The following is a 19,996-nucleotide window of genomic DNA, read 5'->3' on the forward strand; positions in this document are numbered from 1 at the left end:
GATAGAAGTCACATCATAGAACTTCAGTCATTTATTGGCTCAACTTTGTGCATATTGTTTCTTGCTTGAAGATTATTAGTATGTGATTGAGGTATAAGTTAGAAATTGCTGTTCATTTCGATTTGAACGCGTTATAACTAATTATTATATCGCTCGCTTGAGTGGCCAATAAACTCTCTCATGAATAAGTAAGGGATTACGATGAAACTGCAGCAGCTGAAATATATTGTTGAGGTTGTAAACCATAATCTGAATGTATCTGCAACGGCGGAAAGCTTATATACCTCTCAGCCAGGTATTAGTAAACAGGTTCGGTTGCTGGAAGATGAGTTAGGTATTCAGATTTTTGAACGTAGCGGTAAGCACTTAACGCAAGTGACGCCAGCTGGAGAAGAAATTGTACGTATCTCTCAAGAAATTCTCGCTCGTGTAGAAAGCATCAAAGCGGTGGCTGGAGAGCACACCCATCCAGAAATGGGGACGCTGAATATCACCACGACACATACGCAGGCTCGTTATGCACTGCCAGATGTCATCAAAGGTTTTACTTCTCGTTATCCAAAAGTGTCGTTACACATGCACCAAGGTACACCGTCACAAATGTCTGAGGCGATAGCTAAAGGTACAGCGAATTTTGCGATTGCGACAGAAGCGCTTCACTTATATCAAGATGCTATCATGCTGCCTTGTTATCACTGGAATCGTTCAATAGTTGTGCCTAAAGACCACCCACTAGCGAAGAAAGACAAAGTAACGATCAGTGATCTTGCCGCTTACCCATTAGTCACTTACGTGTTCGGTTTTACTGGCCGTTCAGAGCTGGATACAGCATTCAACCGCGAAGGTTTAACCCCGCGAGTGGTGTTCACGGCAACTGATGCAGACGTCATTAAAACTTACGTTCGTATGGGTATCGGTGTGGGTGTGATTGCAAGCATGGCAGTGGATGAAGAGCAGGACGGTGACTTGGTTGCAATAGATGCGAGCCATTTGTTTGGCGCGAGCACCACGAGCATCGGCTTCCGCCGTGGTACATTCTTACGCTCTTACATGTTCGATTTTATGGAGCGTTTTGCACCGCACTTAACGCGTCCAGTGGTTGAGCAGGCGATTTCGCTGAAGTCTAATGCAGAAATCGAAGAGATGTTTAAAGACATCGAGCTTCCGGTGAGATAACACTTCATTGATGTTTCGATTCCCTCTACAATGCGCTCGTTGTAGGGGGAGCTATGAAAACGCAATTTCAATTTATTAATGACTGCTTAATCGAAAACCAATCTTTGTGGCGATTCGAGCCTTTTAAAAGCAGCATTCGCACATCATTACCTTGGCAGGAGCAACATCCTCGACTGTGCCAATGGCTAGCGTCTCTTACTCCCTCTCAAATCGAAGAATGCAAAGCAGAACCAGAACTCGCGTTAAAAGCACTTAGTCCGTTTTTGCCTGAGCTTGAACAACTCGCAGAACTGACTCATTTAGAGCTTTTGTCGTTAAACGGCTTGGAACTCGCTCGTGGTTTAGATAACGGTATTCCGGGACGTAAGTTGGAGCAAATTAGCTCGATGGGTGAAGCTGCAATTCAACAACACTGTGGCGAAGAATGGCTAGAATGGTGCTCAGGTAAAGGTTACTTGGGGCGAATCCTGACCACGCAAACCGATCAGCCTGTAACCAGCTTTGAATACCAACAAGCACTGTGCGATTCGGGGCAACAAGCAGCCAATGAACATCATTGGAAGATGACGTTTATTCAAGGCGACGCGTTTGATAGCAAAGCGAAAGCCGTGTTTAAGCCAACGCAACACGCAGTAGCACTGCATGCATGCGGTGACCTTCACGTTCGTCTAATGCAGTACGGCAGTGAAAATGGGGTTGCTGCGATGACCATATCACCTTGTTGTTACCACTTGATTCAGTCGGAACAATACCAGCCGATGTCGGAATCGGGCAGGGCTTCTTCTCTATCATTGTCTAAGCAAGAACTGCGTATCCCATTACAACAAACGGTGACAGGAGGAGAGCGCGTGCGTCGTCATCGTCAGCAGGAAATGATGTTTCGTCTTGGGTTTGATTTGATCACGCGACAAGCTTTGGGAATGGCAGAGTATCAGCCTGTGCCGAGTATCCGTAAGTCGCAATTAAGTGATGGTTTTGAATCTTTATGTCGCTGGGCAGCGGAGCAAAAAGGCATTGTTCTTCCTCAAGAAATCGATTTCTCTCATTTTGAAAAGTTAAGCGAACAACGCTTCTGGCAAATGGAGAGAATGAGCTTAGTGCAACTTGTTTTTCAACGTCCGTTGGAGATCTGGCTCGCATTAGACAAAGTGCTTTATCTTGAAGAACGTGGTTACCGTGTTAGATTGTCAGAGTTTTGCCCTAAATCGGTCACGCCTAGAAATATTTTAATTTGTGCATATAAGATTTAGTTATTCTTTATAGCCAAACGCTCTATATGAAAAAGCCCACTTATGAGTGGGCTTTTGTAAACAAAACGTGACAAGTTATGTTTTATTTTGTCATTAATTAAACATAGCGATAGCTTGAGTTGGTTCAACGTATTCCAAGTCAAAGCTTTCTGCTACTTCTTTACACGTTACTTTTCCGTGAATAACGTTTAGACCTTCAAGGAAGCCTTTATCTTCTAGAAGTGCTTCGCGGTAGCCTTTATTTGCTAACTTCACGATGTATGGAAGTGTAGCGTTGTTGAGTGCAAATGTTGAAGTGCGAGCAACTGCGCCAGGCATATTTGCTACACAGTAGTGAACCACTTCATCAACGATGTAAGTTGGATCTGCGTGAGTTGTCGCGTGCGAAGTTTCGAAACAACCGCCTTGGTCAATTGCCACGTCAACCACTGCCGCACCAGGCTTCATCTTAGCAATGTGCTCTTTAGTGACCAGTTTAGGTGCTGCTGCGCCAGGAATTAGAACGGCACCGATAACAAGGTCCGCTTCTAGAACATGCTTCTCGATAGCGTCTTCAGTAGAATAAACCACTTTTGCGCGACCTTGGAATTCTTCGTCAAGCTTACGAAGTGTGTCTACGTTACGGTCTAGAATAGTGACGTCAGCGCGAAGGCCAACCGCCATACGAGCAGCGTTTGCACCAACAACGCCACCACCAACGATAACGACTTTTGCAGGTTCAACACCAGGTACGCCGCCTAGGAGTAGACCACGACCGCCGTGCGATTTTTCCAACGTTTGCGCGCCAGCTTGGATAGACATCCGACCTGCCACTTCTGACATTGGTGCTAACAGTGGCAAACGACCCATATTATCTGTTACAGTCTCATAGGCTATACAGACAGCTTTGCTCTTGATTAGCTCATCAGTTTGTGGAAAATCTGGTGCTAGGTGTAAATAAGTAAATAAAATTTGCCCTTCGCGGAGCATTGCTCTCTCTACTGCTTGGGGTTCTTTTACTTTTACAATCATGTCTGCTTGCGCAAATACGTCAGCAGCATGAGGGAGAATGGATGCGCCGACAGCGATGTAATCATCGTCTGAAAAACCAATGCCGGCACCTGCATTGGTCTCAACTAAAACTTGGTGACCATGTGAGATGAGTTCTCTCACGCTAGCTGGGATCATACCAACACGATATTCGTGATTCTTGATTTCCTTAGGTACGCCAATGATCATCCTGTATCCTCTTTCTATAATGGTTGTATTAACTGTTAGTAGGGTGTTATTGTCGAATTAATAACTAGTATAGTTATAGATTTGTAAAATTTGGCACCAAATATTAAAAAGTTGTAGTATATTTTTTTGCAAGGAAGTAATAAGGTGGAATAAAAAATGGCAGACAACTATAAAAAGCCGTCCAAGGAACTAGACCGTATCGACCGCAACATTCTTAATGAGCTGCAGAAAGACGGTCGTATTTCAAACGTTGAGCTTTCAAAACGTGTGGGACTTTCTCCAACGCCATGTTTGGAGCGTGTACGTCGCTTAGAGCGTCAGGGTTATATCACAGGGTATACTGCATTATTGAATCCGCAGTTCCTGGATGCATCACTATTAGTATTCGTTGAGATTACGCTAAACCGTGGTGCACCGGATGTGTTTGAGCAGTTTAACTCAGCTGTTCAAAAGCTAGACGACATACAAGAGTGTCATCTTGTTTCAGGTGACTTTGACTATCTTCTTAAAACCCGTGTATCAGATATGGGTGCTTACCGCCGACTATTGGGCGATACGTTACTACGTCTACCTGGCGTAAATGACACTCGCACATACGTTGTTATGGAAGAAGTGAAACAATCTAACCAGCTTGTGATCAAAACTCGTTAATTTCTTGCAAAGAAAGCGGTATATGCTTCCGCTTTCGCCAGAGAGTAATTGGGTTTTTCTCCTTGATATGGTTAAATCAATTTACCGAGCGGCTTGATGCCGCTCGGAATGTTTTGCAATTTCCTATTTCATTTCCATATTCAAGTTGATTTATGTTCAAAGAGAACGCAAAGAAAGTCGAAACCATTATCAAAACCAGTGAAGAGCCCCAGTCTTCACGCTTAAATGGCTTCCAACGCTTAAAAGAGTGCTGCTTTATCGTTGGCGTTCTTAGCTCGGTATTGCTTGCGGTTGCACTATTTACCTTCAGTCCGGCCGATCCTTCTTGGTCCCAAACCGCATGGGGAGGGGATATCGATAATGCTGGTGGCCTTTTCGGCGCTTGGCTAGCCGATACTCTATTCTTCACATTTGGCTCTCTCGCTTACCCAATCCCTTTCTTGCTAGCGGCGGCTGCATGGGTGATTTGCCGTAAACGAGGAGAAGATGAGCCAATTGATTTCATGCTATGGGGTACAAGGCTGCTCGGTCTTGTCGTCCTTATTATGACCAGTTGCGGTCTTGCCGATATTAATTTTGATGACATTTGGTATTTTTCATCCGGAGGTGTGGTCGGGGATGTGTTGTCTAGCCTCGCTTTACCTACATTGAATGTACTCGGTACCACATTGGTACTGCTGTTCTTGTGGGGAGCGGGCTTTACGCTCTTCACTGGCATCTCATGGCTTAACATCGTGGAATGGCTTGGTGATCGTGCGTTAGCACTAATTGCCGCGCTTGCAAATAAGGCAAGAGGTTCAGAGCAGGAAGTTTTAGAACCTCAGCTTGATGAGTTTGTAGAAGATAAAGTCTCTACGCCTAAACATAATGTAGACCGTGAAATTGATGATGAGCCGCTTCCTCATTTAACGGCGTACGATGTCGATGAACCGAAAGAGCCGGCGCCAGCGCATGAGTATCCTATTTATATGCCGCAAGCTAAACCTGATAAGCCTGCGGAACAGGCGATGGTAGAACCGACTCCACCACAACGCAAGGCTACGGTTAATGCTGCGCCAGTTTATTCTGAACCTGAGCCTCAAATACAACCTATCCATACGGTTAACACTGATAACGTTGATCCGCTCTTGGAACGCACCAAGCAACTGAATGTTACGATAGAGGAGCTTGAAGCAGCGGCGCAACAAGCAGATGACTGGGGAACTGAAGAACAGGCTACCCCATCATTTGCAGACACTTATTCTTCCTATGTCGAGCAACATACAGCTACAGAAGAACCGATCAGTGTTGAACCAGATTATGCGGAGTACGAACAATTTGAAGCAGAGCAAGTACAGCAGCCAAGTATTGAGCATCCTGTACATGAAGAGCCTGCAATTGATTCTGCTGTATTAGATAGCATCACGGCGCAAACGGAATCGAGCCAATATATTGAGCCTACGATCTCTGACTTTGATGTGTTAGATGATGAAGACGAAGTGGAGTCTCAGCCTGCGCAGCAAGTACAGCCAACAACGCCTCATCAGCAAGTTGCAACACCTTCAACAACATTTGAACCTGCACCTCAAAAAGTGGAGGTAGAAGAGGTCCAAGACAACGACCAAGACGTTACCGCATTCCAAGATATGGTTTCCAATGCGCAAGCCAAAGTCGCTGCAACACAGAACCCATTTTTGGTACAGAAAGAAGAAAACTTGCCAGTTCCGGAAGAGCCACTCCCAACGCTCGAGTTGCTTTATCATCCAGAAAAACGTGAAAACTTTATCGACCGTGATGCGTTAGAGCAGGTCGCTCGATTGGTAGAGAGCAAACTCGCTGACTACAAAATCAAAGCCGATGTGGTTGGTATTTATCCTGGTCCAGTGATCACTCGTTTTGAGCTTGATTTGGCGCCGGGGGTGAAAGTAAGTCGTATTTCTGGTCTTTCAACTGACTTAGCGCGTGCATTGTCTGCGATGGCGGTACGTGTCGTGGAAGTAATCCCTGGCAAGCCTTACATCGGTTTGGAACTGCCAAACATGAGTCGTCAGACGGTCTATTTATCTGATGTCATCAGTAGCCCTCAGTTTGAGCAAGCAACGTCACCAACAACGGTTGTGTTAGGTCAAGACATTGCGGGCGAAGCTGTGGTGGCCGATCTTGCGAAGATGCCTCACGTGTTAGTAGCAGGTACAACAGGTTCTGGTAAGTCGGTGGGTGTGAACGTGATGATTTTGAGCATGCTGTATAAAGCAGGCCCAGAAGATGTACGCTTCATCATGATTGACCCGAAAATGCTAGAGCTTTCTATTTATGAAGGTATCCCTCATCTTCTTTCTGAAGTTGTGACTGATATGAAAGACGCATCAAACGCTCTACGTTGGTGTGTGGGCGAGATGGAACGTCGTTACAAATTGATGTCGGCATTAGGTGTACGTAATGTGAAGGGCTTCAACGAAAAATTGAAGATGGCAGCAGAAGCGGGCCACCCAATCCATGACCCGTTCTGGCAGGAAGGCGACAGCATGGATACTGAACCGCCATTGCTAGAAAAGCTGCCTTACATCGTCGTTGTTGTTGACGAATTTGCTGACCTGATGATGGTGGTAGGTAAGAAAGTTGAAGAACTGATTGCTCGCTTGGCGCAAAAAGCGCGCGCGGCAGGTATTCACTTAATTCTTGCGACTCAGCGTCCATCGGTTGATGTTATTACCGGTCTAATTAAAGCGAACATTCCAACTCGTGTTGCGTTTACGGTATCGACTAAAACGGACTCTCGTACAATCCTAGATCAAGGCGGCGCAGAATCACTACTTGGTATGGGTGATATGTTGTATCTACCGCCGGGATCAAGTCATACAACTCGTGTTCACGGTGCATTTGCATCAGATGATGATGTTCATGCTGTTGTAAACAACTGGAAAGCGCGTGGTAAACCGAGCTACATTGAAGAGATCATCAGTGGAGATCAAACTCCAGAAAGTCTATTGCCAGGTGAGCAAATGGAAGCGGATGAAGATGTAGACCCACTCTTCGATCAAGTTGTTGAGCACGTGGTTCAATCACGTCGAGGTTCGGTTTCCGGTGTTCAGCGCCGATTTAAGATAGGTTACAACCGTGCCGCCCGTATTGTAGAGCAGCTTGAAGCGCAGGGCATCGTAAGTGCTCCGGGTCATAACGGTAACCGTGAAGTACTGGCACCTGCGCCACCAAAAGATTAATGAACTTGTGTTACTCACCTCAGTCCAACTGAGGTGAGTGGTTCTAACAATAGGTATCTGAATGAAAAAACTATTTTCAGCGAAACTTTTCTCTGCGCTTGTTTTAAGCTTTTCTCTCTTCTCTACTGCACACGCCGCGTCTCCCAAAGATGAACTAAACAAACGCCTTTCTATGAATGATGGCTTCAGTGCGGATTTCTCTCAGCAGGTTATCAGCCCTGAAGGCGAAACGGTGATGGAAGGAGAAGGCACGGTTGAAATCGCTCGTCCAAGCCTGTTCCGTTGGAGCACAACATTCCCAGATGAAAACCTACTGGTTTCTGACGGTAAGACATTGTGGTACTACAGCCCATTCATCGAGCAAGTGAGTATCTACTGGCAAGAACAAGCAACAGAGCAAACGCCATTTGTTTTGCTAACGCGTAATCGCGCAAGTGATTGGGATAACTACAAGATTTCCCAAAAAGGTGATGAGTTCATCCTCATTCCTAGTGCAGTAGACTCCACACAAGGTCAATTCCAGATTAATATTGATGCTAAAGGTGTGGTGAAAGGTTTCAATGTGGTTGAACAAGACGGTCAAATAGGTTTGTTCACCTTTAGCAACGTGAAGCTGGGTAAACCAAAAGCAGACAGATTCACATTCACAATTCCAAAAGGTGTGGAAGTGGATGACCAAAGGAATTAATTGGTAGTGAGCAATTACACATTAGATTTCTCGGGGGACGAAGATTTTCGTCCCCTTGCTGCTCGTATGAGACCGGAAACGATTGAACAATACATCGGACAGCAGCACATTTTAGGTCCCGGTAAGCCACTGCGCCGTGCGCTAGAGGCGGGTCACATTCACTCGATGATCCTTTGGGGACCACCGGGCACAGGCAAAACGACATTAGCGGAAGTGGCTGCAAACTATGCCAATGCTGAAGTAGAGCGCGTGTCTGCCGTAACGTCTGGTGTGAAAGAAATCCGTGCAGCAATCGAGAAAGCACGTGAGAACAAAATGGCGGGCCGCCGCACCATCTTATTTGTGGATGAGGTGCATCGCTTCAACAAATCTCAACAAGACGCGTTTTTACCGCATATCGAAGATGGCACGGTTACCTTTATTGGTGCGACGACAGAAAACCCATCGTTTGAGCTAAACAACGCATTGCTGTCACGTGCACGTGTATACAAGCTAACGTCTCTCGACAAAGATGAAATCTCGTTGGCGTTGAACCAAGCCATTAGCGATAAAGAACGTGGACTGGGTAATACACCTGCACACTTCGCTGATAACGTATTAGACCGCCTAGCAGAACTGGTAAACGGTGATGCTCGTATGTCTCTCAATTACCTTGAGCTGCTCTACGACATGGCAGAAGACAATACGCAGGGTGAAAAAGAGATCACGCTTAAGTTGCTTGCGGAAGTCGCAGGGGAGAAGGTCTCTCGCTTCGATAACAAAGGTGACATCTGGTACGACTTAATCTCTGCGGTTCACAAATCAATTCGAGGCTCAAACCCGGATGCTGCGCTGTATTGGTCTGCGCGTATGATTGCTGCTGGTTGTGACCCTTTGTATATCGCTCGACGCTTATTGGCGATCGCTTCTGAAGATGTAGGTAATGCTGACCCTCGCGCAATGCAAGTGGCACTGTCTGCTTGGGATTGCTTTACCCGAGTTGGTCCAGCAGAAGGTGAACGTGCGATTGCACAGGCGATCGTGTACTTAGCGTGTGCGCCGAAAAGTAATGCTGTTTACGTGGCGTGGAAACAGGCGCTCACAGACGCTCATAACTTACCTGAATATGAAGTGCCGCATCACCTTCGAAATGCACCAACCAGTTTGATGAAAGACATGGGTTACGGTGCAGAGTATCGTTATGCTCACGATGAGCCTGGCGCTTACGCTGCGGGTGAGCAATATTTGCCACCTGAAATGGGCGATCGTAGGTACTATCAGCCGACAAATCGTGGTCTAGAGACCAAAATCGGCGAAAAGTTAGATTACTTGGCTACTTTAGACGCAAATAGCCCACAAAAGCGCTATGAAAAGTAGGCGTTTTTGGATACATTTGTTCAGTAAATTTTTTTAACGCGTACGCTTGGAAAGTGCGCGTGATTTCACAACAAAAAGCATAGGATTAACAATGCTGGATTCTAAATTACTTCGTACAGAGCTGGATGAAACAGCTGCTAAACTGGCGCGTCGTGGCTTTAAGCTAGACGTAGATACTATTCGTAAACTTGAAGAACAACGTAAGTCCATTCAAGTAGAAGTAGAAAATTTACAATCCACGCGTAACTCCATCTCCAAGCAAATCGGCCAAAAAATGGCGGCTGGCGACAAAGAAGGCGCAGAAGAGATCAAGAAACAAATCGGTACTCTAGGTAGCGATCTTGACGCGAAGAAAGTTGAACTTGAGCAAGTAATGGCTCAACTAGACGAATTCACGCTTTCTGTACCAAACATCCCAGCAGACGAAGTGCCAGATGGCAAAGATGAAAACGACAACGTTGAAATCTCTCGTTGGGGTGAGCCAAAGTCTTACGACTTCGAACTGAAAGATCACGTTGACCTGGGCGAAATGGGTGACGGTCTAGACTTCGCAAGCGCAGTTAAGATCACTGGCGCACGTTTCATCGTGATGAAAGGCCAATTTGCTCGTCTACACCGCGCAATCGCTCAGTTCATGCTAGATCTTCACACTGAAGAGCACGGCTACACAGAAATGTACGTACCTTACCTAGTAAACTCTGACAGCCTATTCGGTACTGGTCAGCTTCCTAAGTTCGGTAAAGATCTTTTCCACACTGAGCCGCTAGTAGAAAAAGTAAACGACGAAGAGCCACGTAAACTGTCTCTAATCCCTACTGCAGAAGTACCTGTAACGAACCTAGTTCGTGACACGATTTCTGACGAAGCGGATCTACCAATTAAGATGACAGCTCACACGCCATGTTTCCGTTCAGAAGCAGGTTCTTACGGTCGTGATACTCGTGGTCTGATTCGTATGCACCAGTTCGACAAAGTTGAACTAGTACAAATCACTAAGCCAGAAGATTCAATGAACGCACTAGAAGAGCTAACAGGTCACGCTGAGAAAGTTCTACAACTTCTAGAGCTTCCTTACCGTAAAGTGGTTCTATGTACAGGTGACATGGGCTTCGGCGCTCGTAAGACTTACGACCTAGAAGTTTGGGTTCCTGCTCAAGAAACTTACCGTGAAATCTCTTCATGTTCTAACATGTGGGACTTCCAAGCTCGTCGTATGCAAGCGCGTTTCCGTCGTAAAGGCGAGAAGAAACCTGAGCTTGTACACACGCTAAACGGCTCTGGTCTTGCTGTAGGTCGTACAATGGTTGCTATCCTAGAAAACAACCAAGAAGCAGACGGCCGCATTGCAATCCCTACAGTACTTCAGAAGTACATGGCGGGCGCAACGCACATCGGTTAATTCGTTAACCACTTGAACACCAAAACCCAGCCTCAGTGCTGGGTTTTTTGTTATCTGCGTCGAGTGAAAATACGTTGTTATGTAAATATAGGATGAGGTATTGCATAGTTAGCCTAAATTATTAAAACCAGTCCCTAATGATATTTTTCTAAGCTTCATTGAGCGTGACAAGCTCCTCCAAAATATAAAGAGGAGGTACTTTCATGGCTTCAATAAGAATAAGCGGCTCTGTTGGCTTGGGTGGTAAAAATGTGGATGCTGATATTCGTACGGTACAAAGGTCTATTAACCAATTGCTTGGTTCTTTAAGGGGAGTAAAGGAACTTAAAGTGGATGGGAAACTGGGCTCTAGACCGGAAAACTCCAAGACTGTCGCCGCAATTAAAGCTTTTCAGAAAAACCTTGTTGGGATGGCTCGTCCAGATGGAAGGATAGATGTGAATGGAAGAAGCCATCGTAAGTTGATGCAAGGTATCACGGTTTTGAGTGCGAAGAAGGCTTTGCCTGTCTCAACCTCCCTCAAAATGAAGCTCAAGGCTAAATTAGAGCAATATGAGGGAAGAGTCGAGCATATGTATTTGGATACCAGAGGCTATATCACTGTTGGGGTAGGTAGTATGTTAAGCGACGTTACCGCAGCAACAAAGCTCCCATTTGTTCACAATTCTACAAATGAACCGGCTACTTACGAGCAAATCAAAGAAGAGTTTTTGCGTGTTAAGGCCCGGCCTTTTGGAGAGTCAGAGCCAGCTTCAAGGTTTAAGCCTTTTACAGCCCTCAAATTAACTGAAAGCGTGATGAACGAGCAAGTAGCACATCACATACAGTCTTTCGAAAAAGAGCTTAAGGTTATCTATGGAGATGAAGCGTTTACATCTTATCCGGACAACGTAAAGCTAGCGCTTTTTGACATGATATTTAATTTAGGTATGCCAAAACTTAAAGATACTTATCCCAAGTTTAATGGGCATATTCGAAACGGAAATTATCAGCAAGCGGCCCTCGAGTCGAAAAGAAATGGTGTACAAGCAGAAAGAAATGCTTATGTAGCAAACTTATTAAGGTCTCATTAATGAAATCACTCTTCCTTTTACTAGGTTTATCTTCTTCTAGCTTATTCGCAAACCCAATTTCGATAGAGCCCTTCTATAGTCCTTACAATAACTCTGATCGTTTTTTTGTCGAAAAAGTGACCTTCTTAACTCAGGATAATGTCAGAGCAGTTTATGGAGCGGAGTGGTATTTTGAGTTCCCACTTAAGTCCGCTTCTGGAGAAGTCTCAGTAGCTAAAAGTTGTGCAGAACTCGAGCTGAAAAGCCAAAAAAACTTTAGCGCTAAAATAGACTCAGAGCATTCTGCGTTAATGGCAACAAAAGTCTTATGTGAATCTTGGAAAGTGATGGGATCTCTTAAACCATCTAATACTTCTTACATATCAGAAAGCATCATTAGTGAGAGTCTTCCGGATATATCTCCATCAGAGTTGAGTTTTATCATCTCTGATGAACAATTGAGAAAATCAAAAGAAGCACATCGATGGGCTGATATGGATAAAATCACTAGTTTTGAGCGATTGAATGACTTCCAGGCTGTATTTTACGATAACTCCGATGGTTACCAAAAAGTTACTCTTCTTGCGACCGGAGACTACAATGATGATGGTTTGGAAGATGTAATACTGTTAAAGGAAAACAGTGTGTTAAGCGGAAGCTATGGTTCTACTCACGGGTATGTTCTTTCAAGGCTTCAGGAGAATGAGTCATACCAACTAATTAAAGAATGGTAATTGGTTTTAGGTTATCTATTTTTACCAAAGCGTAATAGTGTTTTCGAATTTACCCTAATTATCTTGTTATTTGTAATCGATATAATCATCCACCTTACCACGGTAAGTAGATTTTCTCATTCAAGTAACGAGGAGGGCTTATGGCCGTAGGGTGGGCAAACGACGATAGCGTCAGCCAACAAATTCAAAACACAATAGACGACGAGATTTCCCGTGTTCGTGGCAGTATCACAAAGGGTGAGAGCGCCCATTACTGCGATGAGTGTGGTGATGAGATTCCAGAAGCGCGTCGTCTTGCAATGAAAGGCGTTCGTTTGTGTATCGAATGTCGGTCAACAATCGAATTGGTATCTCAACGCCAAGCATTGTTCAATCGACGAGCGAGTAAAGACAGTCAACTTCGATAGCTTTACTGCTCTAATAAATAACGAGACGGTTTGAGTCTCATACTCAAACCGTTTTCGTATTGAATTGAACTATGAAGCGAAGCAGTCTTTACGTTGCAACGCTGCATCAATCGCGTTAACTAGCTTCTCAATATCTTCTGGCTTGCTGATGAACGGCGGCATCATATAAATCAGTTTGCCAAATGGACGAATCCACACTCCGTGTTCAACAAACAAGGCTTGGATGGTTTCCATATTCACAGGGCGATGCGTCTCCACTACGCCAATGGCACCTAGCCAACGGGTGTTTTTCACCAACTCGTATTCTTCAAGTTTTGGTAGTAACTCAGAAAACAGCGTTTCAATTTGTTGGGTTTGTTGCTGCCAATTACCTTGCTCAATCAATTCCAAACTTGCGGTGGCAACAGCACAGGCGAGTGGATTCCCCATAAAGGTTGGACCGTGCATAAAACAGCCTGCATCACCACCACAAACGGTGTCTGCTACGTGTTTGCTCGCCAGGGTCGCAGAGAGGGTCATGTAGCCGCCAGTGAGTGCTTTCCCGACACACAGAATGTCTGGTTGAATGTCTGCATGTTCGCAGGCAAACAACTTACCGGTACGACCAAATCCGGTAGCGATCTCATCTGCAATCAATAACAAGCCGTATTTGTCGCAAAGCCTACGCACGCCTTTGAGAAATTCTGGATGGTAGATGCGCATGCCGCCTGCGCCTTGAACAATAGGTTCTAGGATCACCGCAGCAAGTTCTTCATGGTGCGTTTCAATCTTGTGCTCGAAGTCGGTAAGGTCCTCTGGCTTCCATTCATCCCAATAACCACAAGTTGCTGACTCCGCAAAGATATGCTCAGGCAAAAAGCCTTTGTAAAGAGAGTGCATTGAGTTATCAGGATCGGTAACCGACATAGCCGCAAAGGTGTCGCCGTGATAACCGTGTCGCAAAGTAAGAAACTTCGGTCGGCGTTCGCCTTTTGCATGCCAATATTGCAGTGCCATTTTTAAGCTGACTTCTACGGCAACGGAGCCTGAATCGGCAAGGAATACATGTTCAAGGTTATTTGGTGCAAGGGACAATAGCTTTTTACACAAACTGATTGCTGGCTGGTGGGTAATCCCGCCAAACATCACGTGAGAGACCTGATCGATTTGCTGGTGAGCGGCTTGATTTAAATGCGGATGGTTGTAGCCGTGGATCGTCGACCACCAAGAAGACATGCCATCGACCAGCTCAGTACCGTCTTCCAATTTAATATGAACACCATTTGCCGATGCCACTGGGTAGCAGGTCAGAGGTGTCAATGTCGAAGTGTAAGGATGCCAGATATGCTGGCGGTCGAAGGCGAGATCCATGTGCGATTCCAATAATAATTGAGGTTAAAAAACAGACAGGTGTAAACTTTGATCTTTTGCGTTGTGTTGACAGTTTATCGAGACTCAGTAGACTGTCAACACAACAACAAAAGTGACTAAAGGAATACACGTGGAAGTTCGTCATAACTGGACGCATGCTGAAGTGCGCGATCTCATGGAAAAACCATTCATGGATCTCCTATTCGAAGCGCAGCTTGTACATCGTCAATATCAACAAACCAACCATGTTCAAGTAAGCACGCTTCTGTCGATTAAGACAGGTGCTTGTCCAGAAGATTGTAAGTACTGTCCTCAGAGTGCTCGTTACACCACAGACATCGAGAAAGAGCGTCTGATGGAAGTAGAACGCGTACTCGATGCTGCGCAAAAAGCCAAAAATGCTGGTTCTACTCGATTCTGTATGGGCGCAGCATGGAAAAATCCAAAAGAGCGTGACATGCCGCATTTGACCGACATGATCAAAGGCGTGAAGGGCATGGGTTTAGAAACGTGTATGACATTAGGCATGTTGACACCAGATCAAGCAAAACAACTGGCAACCGCAGGTTTGGATTACTACAACCACAACCTAGATACGTCTCCTGAATTTTACGGCAACATCATTACCACACGTACTTATCAAGACCGTTTAGATACTTTGTCTCATGTTCGTGATGCTGGCATGAAGATCTGTTCCGGTGGCATCATCGGTATGGGTGAAAGTGCTAACGACCGAGCAGGTTTGTTGGTTGAATTAGCTAACTTGCCAGTGCATCCTGAAAGTGTGCCAATCAACATGCTCGTGAAGGTGAAAGGCACACCACTGGAAGAGGTGGACGATGTTGAGCCATTCGATTTCATTCGCTTGATTGCGATTGCGCGCATCATGATGCCTCAATCAGCGGTTCGTCTATCGGCTGGCCGTGAAAACATGAACGAACAAATGCAAGCGCTGTGTTTTATGGCGGGTGCAAACTCAGTCTTCTATGGCTGCAAACTTCTGACGACTCCAAATCCTTCTGAAGATAAGGACATGATGCTGTTCAATAAGCTCGGTATTAACAGCCAAGAGGTGTCTCAAAAGCCTGATGAAATCGAAGAAAACGAGTTACTCGATCGCGTCGTAGAGCGCGTTGCTGCCCGTCCGACAAAAGACGACCTTTTCTACGATGCCAGCGTTTAAATCTCGTATCGAGTCCGCCCTTGCTGAGCGTAAAACGCAAGGGTTGAATCGTTCTATGAATGTGGTGTTTGCCGGTAACCAGTCCGTTTTGGAACACGAAGGTAGACGCTACATTAATTTCTCAAGTAATGATTATTTGGGATTGGCTAATGACCAAGCGCTTGTTCGGGCTTGGCAGCAAGGTTTAAGCGTATATGGTAGTGGCAGTGGAGCATCACCGATGGTGACTGGCTTTAGTGCCGCGCACAGCAATTTAGAAGCCGCACTGACCGAATGGTTGGGTTACGACAGAGCAATTCTGTTTGGTTCTGGATTCAGTGCTAATCAAGCCTTGTTGTTCACCTTGTTGGAAAAATCAGACGTATTGATCCAAGACCGTTTGAACCATGCCTCACTGATGGAAGCGGGGGCGTTGTCACCAGCTAAGATGAAGCGCTTCAAACACAATGACATCGAGCACCTAAAGTCGCTGATTAATAGCGAAGACAACCATCTAGTTGTGACTGAAGGGGTATTCAGCATGGACGGCGACTGTGCGCCGCTTAGCGATATAGCTGAAGTCACTCGTAGTCATGATGCTTGGTTTGCTGTCGATGACGCTCATGGTATTGGCGTTCTTGGTCAATCCGGTGGTGGTTCTTGCGAGTTGGCAACGGTTAAACCCGAGATACTGATCGTTACTTTCGGCAAAGCGTTTGGTATGTCTGGCGCGGCTATTTTATGTGACCACGCAACGGGAGACTTTTTGACTCAGTTTGCTCGTCACCATGTGTATTCCACAGCGATGCCTCCGGCACAAGCCTACGCGCTCACGCATGCGGTTTCTATGGTTCAAGAGCAGTCTTGGCGACGTGAAAAGCTCTCTGAGCTTAGTGAAGTGTATCGAGATAGCCTTAGCGACCTTGAGGGGTTTGTTGAGACTCAAACTTCGATTAAGCCCTTTTTGATTGGTGAATCTGAATTGGCTTTGCGAGTAGCAGGTGCTTGTCGCCAAAACGGTATTTGGGTGACTGCTATTCGCCCTCCGACGGTGCCTAAAGGAACGTCTCGTCTTCGAATCACACTCACTGCCAATCACACTAATGAACAAGTTAAAACGCTTTCAATCGCATTGAAGCAAGCATTAGGAGCGCTGTAATGGATAATGCAACTACCGCATTAGCGCAAACGCTCGCGTTAGAGAGTTTCCATCAAGATAAAGACGCGATTGCCTCTTCGTTTGGTAAAGCAGCAGAAACATACGATAAACATGCGGCTTTTCAACGTGATGTCGGGCATCAGCTGCTTGATAAACTTCCTGAAAACTTGACGCGAAAACGTGTATTGGATTTAGGTTGTGGCACGGGTTATTTCTCCCAACTACTTCAACAACGCGGTGCGGAAGTAGTCTGCGGCGATATCTCTCAAGCCATGTTAGATAAAGCAGAGCAGCGTTGTGGTGCAGTACGAATGCATTACCAAGTTGCTGATGCTGAAAACTTACCATTTGACGATGATAGCTTCGATTACGTGTTTTCAAGTTTAGCGCTGCAATGGTGTACAGATTTAAGTTACCCACTAAAAGAAGTGCGCCGCGTGCTAAAAAATGGTGGGAAAGCGTGGTTCTCTACACTGGTTGATGGATCACTGTATGAGCTGCGTGCATCATGGGAAAAAATTGATGCATATCAACACGTCAATAACTTTCTAACGCTCAATCAGGTAAAAATTGCGTTAGCGCAATCTCGATGTGACAGCCATCAACTAGACTTGACCACCATCACAGTTTGGTACGACTCTGCATTTTCAGTTATGCGTGACCTCAAAGGTATAGGTGCAAATCACGTAAGCGGGCGCTCACACGGTTTAACTAGTCGCGAGACTTTGTTAAAAGTTGAGCATGCGTACCAAGCGTTTAAAAACGATCAAGGTCTTCTACCTGCAAGTTATCAGGTTTGTTTTGGAGTAATACATCTATGATTGATGCTTTTTTTATTGCTGGTACGGATACTGATGTTGGAAAGACGGTAGCGTCTAAAGCCATTTTGCAAGCGATCGCTGCAAAAGGACTAAACACTATTGGTTATAAGCCAGTGGCAGCAGGGAGTGACAAGACTGAAGCCGGATGGCGTAACTCTGATGCTTTACACTTACAAGACGCCGCAACACTCGATGTGGCCTATGATGATGTGAACCCATACGCTTTAGAGTTGCCTGCTTCTCCCCACATTGCAGCGAAGCATGAACATGTCGAAATAAGTTACGATGTTCTGAGTCAAAAACTGGCTCAACATAAGCAGCAAGCCGATGTTGTTCTCGTTGAAGGTGCTGGAGGCTGGCGTGTGCCAGTATCCGATACGGACTGTTTATCTACATGGGTAAAAGAAGAGCAGTTACCTGTTGTACTGGTGGTTGGCATTAAATTAGGCTGTTTGAGCCACGCTTTACTCACAGCGGAGAGTATTAAAGCGGATGGTTTGAATCTTGTTGGCTGGGTGGCAAACCGCGTCAACCCTGGCACAGAGCACTACGCTGACATTATCGAGATGCTAGAAGCACGTATCGATGCACCTAAGCTTGGGGAAATTCCATATATTCCAAGTGCTAAACGCAAAGAGCTAGGCAAGTACATTAATGTAGAGCCGTTGCTAAACACTGACTAATGGTGTTTAGGATAAAAGACTAAAAAAACCAAAGGGCTGCGCAATGCAGCCCTTTCTTGTTGGTGTAACCTAAAAAGTCAGATTACTTATCTTGGCTGAGCCCCATCAATGCTTGTTGTGTTTCTGCAACACGCTGAGACATATGATGATCGGTTGAAATACCAAGTTGTTGCTTTGCCTCGTCCTCTGAGATGCCTAGGTGACAACGTAGTAAATCAATAGCCATTTGATAGTCGTTAGTTTCTACCATGGTTTTTCCCTCAATACATGGAGTTTTTGAGCTCACCCAATGCACTTTTTGCAATGTACTTAGAGTGGCTCTGTTTTGTTCATCTCATTCGAATTTAGCATGTCCATGTGGCCGCACAATAAGACCAAAGTCTATAGCAGAGCTAACGTACTGTTTTTGGTCTATTAAAAAATTTCTAGCTAAGTTGCTAAGAGGTGATAGATTTAACACCAAGATCATCTATCAATAGATGATGTGTAGCTCAGAGCTTATTTTATCATTTTGATAAATGTATATGAACGGAGGTTCCAGCTCCTACCAAAGCATGTTTTGAAATCGCTTGAATCAAATATTTCAGTCCCGAAAACAAATGTTGCAATTTATTGCTTAACCTTGTTTTTATCGCGGATAGACTATATCTATAACGCACGGAACATGAAAATCAACGGAATTGGCTTTTATAGCGATTACCATTTGTTCCTTATAACAATCCGTTTTAAAAAAACGATAAGCTTCCTCGGAGAAAAGTAATGAAGCGAATTATGTTATTCCTAGCAACTAACCTAGCTGTCGTGCTAGTGCTTAGTGTTGTTCTGAATATTGTTTACGCTGTAACTGGAATGCAACCAGGCAGTCTGTCAGGTTTACTTGTAATGGCTGCTGTATTTGGTTTTGGTGGCGCATTTATTTCGTTGATGATGTCAAAGGGTATGGCGCTACGCTCGGTTGGTGGTATGGTCATTGAAAGCCCGCGCAACGAAACGGAGCATTGGTTAGTCGAAACTGTGGGTCGTCAAGCTCAACAAGTGGGTATTGGCATGCCAACGGTGGCTATTTATGATTCACCAGATATCAATGCATTTGCGACAGGTGCAAAACGAGATGACTCTCTTGTCGCAGTTTCTACCGGTCTTTTACACAATATGACTCGTGATGAGGCAGAGGCAGTACTTGCACACGAAGTGAGCCATATTGCAAATGGTGATATGGTCACGATGACGTTGATGCAAGGTGTCGTGAACACGTTTGTTATCTTCCTATCACGCTTTATTGCCAATATCGTGGCATCGAACGATGATGAAGAAGGCCAAGGTACAAACATGATGGTTTACTTTGGCGTATCCATGGTGCTTGAACTGGTATTTGGTTTCCTAGCTAGCTTCTTGACTATGTGGTACAGCCGTCATCGCGAATTCCACGCGGACGCAGGTGCTGCGCGCCTCGTTGGCAAAGAAAAAATGATTGCGGCTCTAGAGCGTTTGAAGGTGAGTCATGAATCTCAACTGGATGGCACCATGATGGCGTTTGGTATCAATGGCAAGCAGTCGCTGACTGAGCTACTAATGAGCCACCCTCCGCTAGATAAACGTATTGCAGCGTTGCGAGGCCAGCAATACTAATTGTTCCTACTTAAATAATTGTTAATCTGCTGAAAAGGCTTGGTTTTGACCAAGCCTTTTT

At 45.2% G+C, this 19,996-nt stretch carries 18 protein-coding genes; 15 read left to right on the top strand and 3 right to left on the bottom strand.

Features of this window, described 5'->3' with window-relative positions:
- Positions 1–201 precede the first annotated feature (201 nt).
- Together cysB and R7Q11_RS07750 are read left to right on the top strand one after the other, a co-directional pair.
- Complete coding sequence (cysB, locus tag R7Q11_RS07745) at positions 202–1,176, top strand: HTH-type transcriptional regulator CysB (protein WP_005388967.1); 975 nt, start codon at positions 202–204, stop codon at positions 1,174–1,176.
- A 53-nt stretch (positions 1,177–1,229) separates the two neighbouring features.
- Entirely contained in the window at positions 1,230–2,426 is a 1,197-nt protein-coding gene (locus R7Q11_RS07750) for a methyltransferase (RefSeq protein WP_225466336.1), read from the top strand.
- Positions 2,427–2,519: 93 nt separating this feature from the next.
- Here R7Q11_RS07750 and ald read toward each other — a convergent pair whose 3' ends face one another.
- Positions 2,520–3,644, bottom strand: a complete 1,125-nt coding sequence (gene ald, locus R7Q11_RS07755) for an alanine dehydrogenase (RefSeq protein ID WP_005378241.1) — start codon at positions 3,642–3,644, stop codon at positions 2,520–2,522.
- A 156-nt stretch (positions 3,645–3,800) separates the two neighbouring features.
- On the opposite strand from ald, the gene lrp reads away from it, so the two are divergent.
- The 8 genes from lrp to R7Q11_RS07795 all read left to right on the top strand — a co-directional run bounded on the left by lrp (position 3,801) and on the right by R7Q11_RS07795 (position 13,131).
- Entirely contained in the window at positions 3,801–4,295 is a 495-nt protein-coding gene (lrp, locus tag R7Q11_RS07760; RefSeq protein ID WP_005378234.1) for a leucine-responsive transcriptional regulator Lrp, read from the top strand.
- Positions 4,296–4,447: 152 nt separating this feature from the next.
- Positions 4,448–7,495 carry a DNA translocase FtsK 4TM domain-containing protein gene (locus tag R7Q11_RS07765; RefSeq protein WP_225466337.1) on the top strand — a complete coding sequence of 1,016 codons (3,048 nt, stop codon included), beginning with the start codon at positions 4,448–4,450 and terminating at the stop codon, positions 7,493–7,495.
- A 61-nt stretch (positions 7,496–7,556) separates the two neighbouring features.
- Positions 7,557–8,183, top strand: coding sequence for an outer membrane lipoprotein chaperone LolA (gene lolA / locus R7Q11_RS07770; protein ID WP_225466338.1), 627 nt, complete (start codon positions 7,557–7,559; stop codon positions 8,181–8,183).
- On the top strand, positions 8,184–9,539 hold the full coding sequence (locus tag R7Q11_RS07775; protein WP_263857152.1) for a replication-associated recombination protein A: 1,356 nt from the start codon (positions 8,184–8,186) through the stop codon (positions 9,537–9,539). It begins immediately after the preceding gene.
- A 91-nt stretch (positions 9,540–9,630) separates the two neighbouring features.
- Positions 9,631–10,938 (top strand): serine--tRNA ligase, encoded by a 1,308-nt coding sequence (gene serS, locus R7Q11_RS07780; RefSeq protein ID WP_005437179.1) that lies wholly within the window; start codon positions 9,631–9,633, stop codon positions 10,936–10,938.
- A gap of 203 nt (positions 10,939–11,141) precedes the next feature.
- Positions 11,142–12,011, top strand: coding sequence for a peptidoglycan-binding domain-containing protein (locus R7Q11_RS07785; protein WP_158156129.1), 870 nt, complete (start codon positions 11,142–11,144; stop codon positions 12,009–12,011).
- Positions 12,011–12,724, top strand: coding sequence for a hypothetical protein (locus tag R7Q11_RS07790; RefSeq protein WP_047100794.1), 714 nt, complete (start codon positions 12,011–12,013; stop codon positions 12,722–12,724). Before R7Q11_RS07785 ends, R7Q11_RS07790 begins: the two co-directional genes overlap by 1 nt.
- A gap of 140 nt (positions 12,725–12,864) precedes the next feature.
- Positions 12,865–13,131, top strand: coding sequence for a DksA/TraR family C4-type zinc finger protein (locus R7Q11_RS07795; protein ID WP_053349494.1), 267 nt, complete (start codon positions 12,865–12,867; stop codon positions 13,129–13,131).
- Between the two features lie 69 nt (positions 13,132–13,200).
- Here R7Q11_RS07795 and bioA read toward each other — a convergent pair whose 3' ends face one another.
- A complete protein-coding gene (gene bioA, locus R7Q11_RS07800) occupies positions 13,201–14,481 on the bottom strand; it encodes an adenosylmethionine--8-amino-7-oxononanoate transaminase (RefSeq protein ID WP_017821705.1) in 1,281 nt (426 codons plus the stop codon).
- Positions 14,482–14,611: 130 nt separating this feature from the next.
- Between bioA and bioB the strand changes: the two genes are divergently transcribed.
- The 4 genes from bioB to bioD are packed head-to-tail and all read left to right on the top strand — an operon-like array spanning position 14,612 to position 18,306.
- Positions 14,612–15,664 carry a biotin synthase BioB gene (gene bioB / locus R7Q11_RS07805; RefSeq protein ID WP_005378222.1) on the top strand — a complete coding sequence of 351 codons (1,053 nt, stop codon included), beginning with the start codon at positions 14,612–14,614 and terminating at the stop codon, positions 15,662–15,664.
- Positions 15,651–16,802: an 8-amino-7-oxononanoate synthase gene (bioF, locus tag R7Q11_RS07810; protein ID WP_017821706.1), complete on the top strand. Its 1,152-nt coding sequence runs from the start codon at positions 15,651–15,653 to the stop codon at positions 16,800–16,802. The genes bioB and bioF overlap by 14 nt, the downstream gene beginning before the upstream one ends.
- The gene (gene bioC, locus R7Q11_RS07815; RefSeq protein WP_053307453.1) at positions 16,802–17,623 is read left to right on the top strand and encodes a malonyl-ACP O-methyltransferase BioC; all 822 of its coding nucleotides are present in this window, start codon (positions 16,802–16,804) and stop codon (positions 17,621–17,623) included. The genes bioF and bioC overlap by 1 nt, the downstream gene beginning before the upstream one ends.
- The gene (gene bioD / locus R7Q11_RS07820) at positions 17,620–18,306 is read left to right on the top strand and encodes a dethiobiotin synthase (RefSeq protein ID WP_005378217.1); all 687 of its coding nucleotides are present in this window, start codon (positions 17,620–17,622) and stop codon (positions 18,304–18,306) included. Before bioC ends, bioD begins: the two co-directional genes overlap by 4 nt.
- Before the next feature lie 82 nt (positions 18,307–18,388).
- Here the strand turns inward: bioD and R7Q11_RS07825 are convergent, their stop codons facing one another.
- Complete coding sequence (locus tag R7Q11_RS07825) at positions 18,389–18,556, bottom strand: hypothetical protein (RefSeq protein ID WP_005378215.1); 168 nt, start codon at positions 18,554–18,556, stop codon at positions 18,389–18,391.
- A 509-nt stretch (positions 18,557–19,065) separates the two neighbouring features.
- On the opposite strand from R7Q11_RS07825, the gene htpX reads away from it, so the two are divergent.
- Entirely contained in the window at positions 19,066–19,935 is an 870-nt protein-coding gene (htpX, locus tag R7Q11_RS07830; RefSeq protein ID WP_005388085.1) for a protease HtpX, read from the top strand.
- The last annotated feature ends 61 nt before the right edge of the window (positions 19,936–19,996 follow it).

It is taken from the genome of Vibrio sp. 970 (genome assembly GCF_033339075.1).

What these genes read in the sequence shown, in the direction of transcription:
- cysB (WP_005388967.1), top strand. Translation starts at nt 202, where the DNA reads ATGAAACTGCAGCAGCTGAAATATATTGTTGAGGTTGTAAACCATAAT.
- R7Q11_RS07750 (WP_225466336.1), top strand. Translation starts at nt 1,230, where the DNA reads ATGAAAACGCAATTTCAATTTATTAATGACTGCTTAATCGAAAACCAA.
- ald (WP_005378241.1), bottom strand. Translation starts at nt 3,644, where the DNA reads ATGATCATTGGCGTACCTAAGGAAATCAAGAATCACGAATATCGTGTT.
- lrp (WP_005378234.1), top strand. Translation starts at nt 3,801, where the DNA reads ATGGCAGACAACTATAAAAAGCCGTCCAAGGAACTAGACCGTATCGAC.
- R7Q11_RS07765 (WP_225466337.1), top strand. Translation starts at nt 4,448, where the DNA reads ATGTTCAAAGAGAACGCAAAGAAAGTCGAAACCATTATCAAAACCAGT.
- lolA (WP_225466338.1), top strand. Translation starts at nt 7,557, where the DNA reads ATGAAAAAACTATTTTCAGCGAAACTTTTCTCTGCGCTTGTTTTAAGC.
- serS (WP_005437179.1), top strand. Translation starts at nt 9,631, where the DNA reads ATGCTGGATTCTAAATTACTTCGTACAGAGCTGGATGAAACAGCTGCT.
- R7Q11_RS07785 (WP_158156129.1), top strand. Translation starts at nt 11,142, where the DNA reads ATGGCTTCAATAAGAATAAGCGGCTCTGTTGGCTTGGGTGGTAAAAAT.
- R7Q11_RS07790 (WP_047100794.1), top strand. Translation starts at nt 12,011, where the DNA reads ATGAAATCACTCTTCCTTTTACTAGGTTTATCTTCTTCTAGCTTATTC.
- R7Q11_RS07795 (WP_053349494.1), top strand. Translation starts at nt 12,865, where the DNA reads ATGGCCGTAGGGTGGGCAAACGACGATAGCGTCAGCCAACAAATTCAA.
- bioA (WP_017821705.1), bottom strand. Translation starts at nt 14,481, where the DNA reads ATGGATCTCGCCTTCGACCGCCAGCATATCTGGCATCCTTACACTTCG.
- bioF (WP_017821706.1), top strand. Translation starts at nt 15,651, where the DNA reads ATGCCAGCGTTTAAATCTCGTATCGAGTCCGCCCTTGCTGAGCGTAAA.
- bioC (WP_053307453.1), top strand. Translation starts at nt 16,802, where the DNA reads ATGGATAATGCAACTACCGCATTAGCGCAAACGCTCGCGTTAGAGAGT.
- bioD (WP_005378217.1), top strand. Translation starts at nt 17,620, where the DNA reads ATGATTGATGCTTTTTTTATTGCTGGTACGGATACTGATGTTGGAAAG.
- R7Q11_RS07825 (WP_005378215.1), bottom strand. Translation starts at nt 18,556, where the DNA reads ATGGTAGAAACTAACGACTATCAAATGGCTATTGATTTACTACGTTGT.
- htpX (WP_005388085.1), top strand. Translation starts at nt 19,066, where the DNA reads ATGAAGCGAATTATGTTATTCCTAGCAACTAACCTAGCTGTCGTGCTA.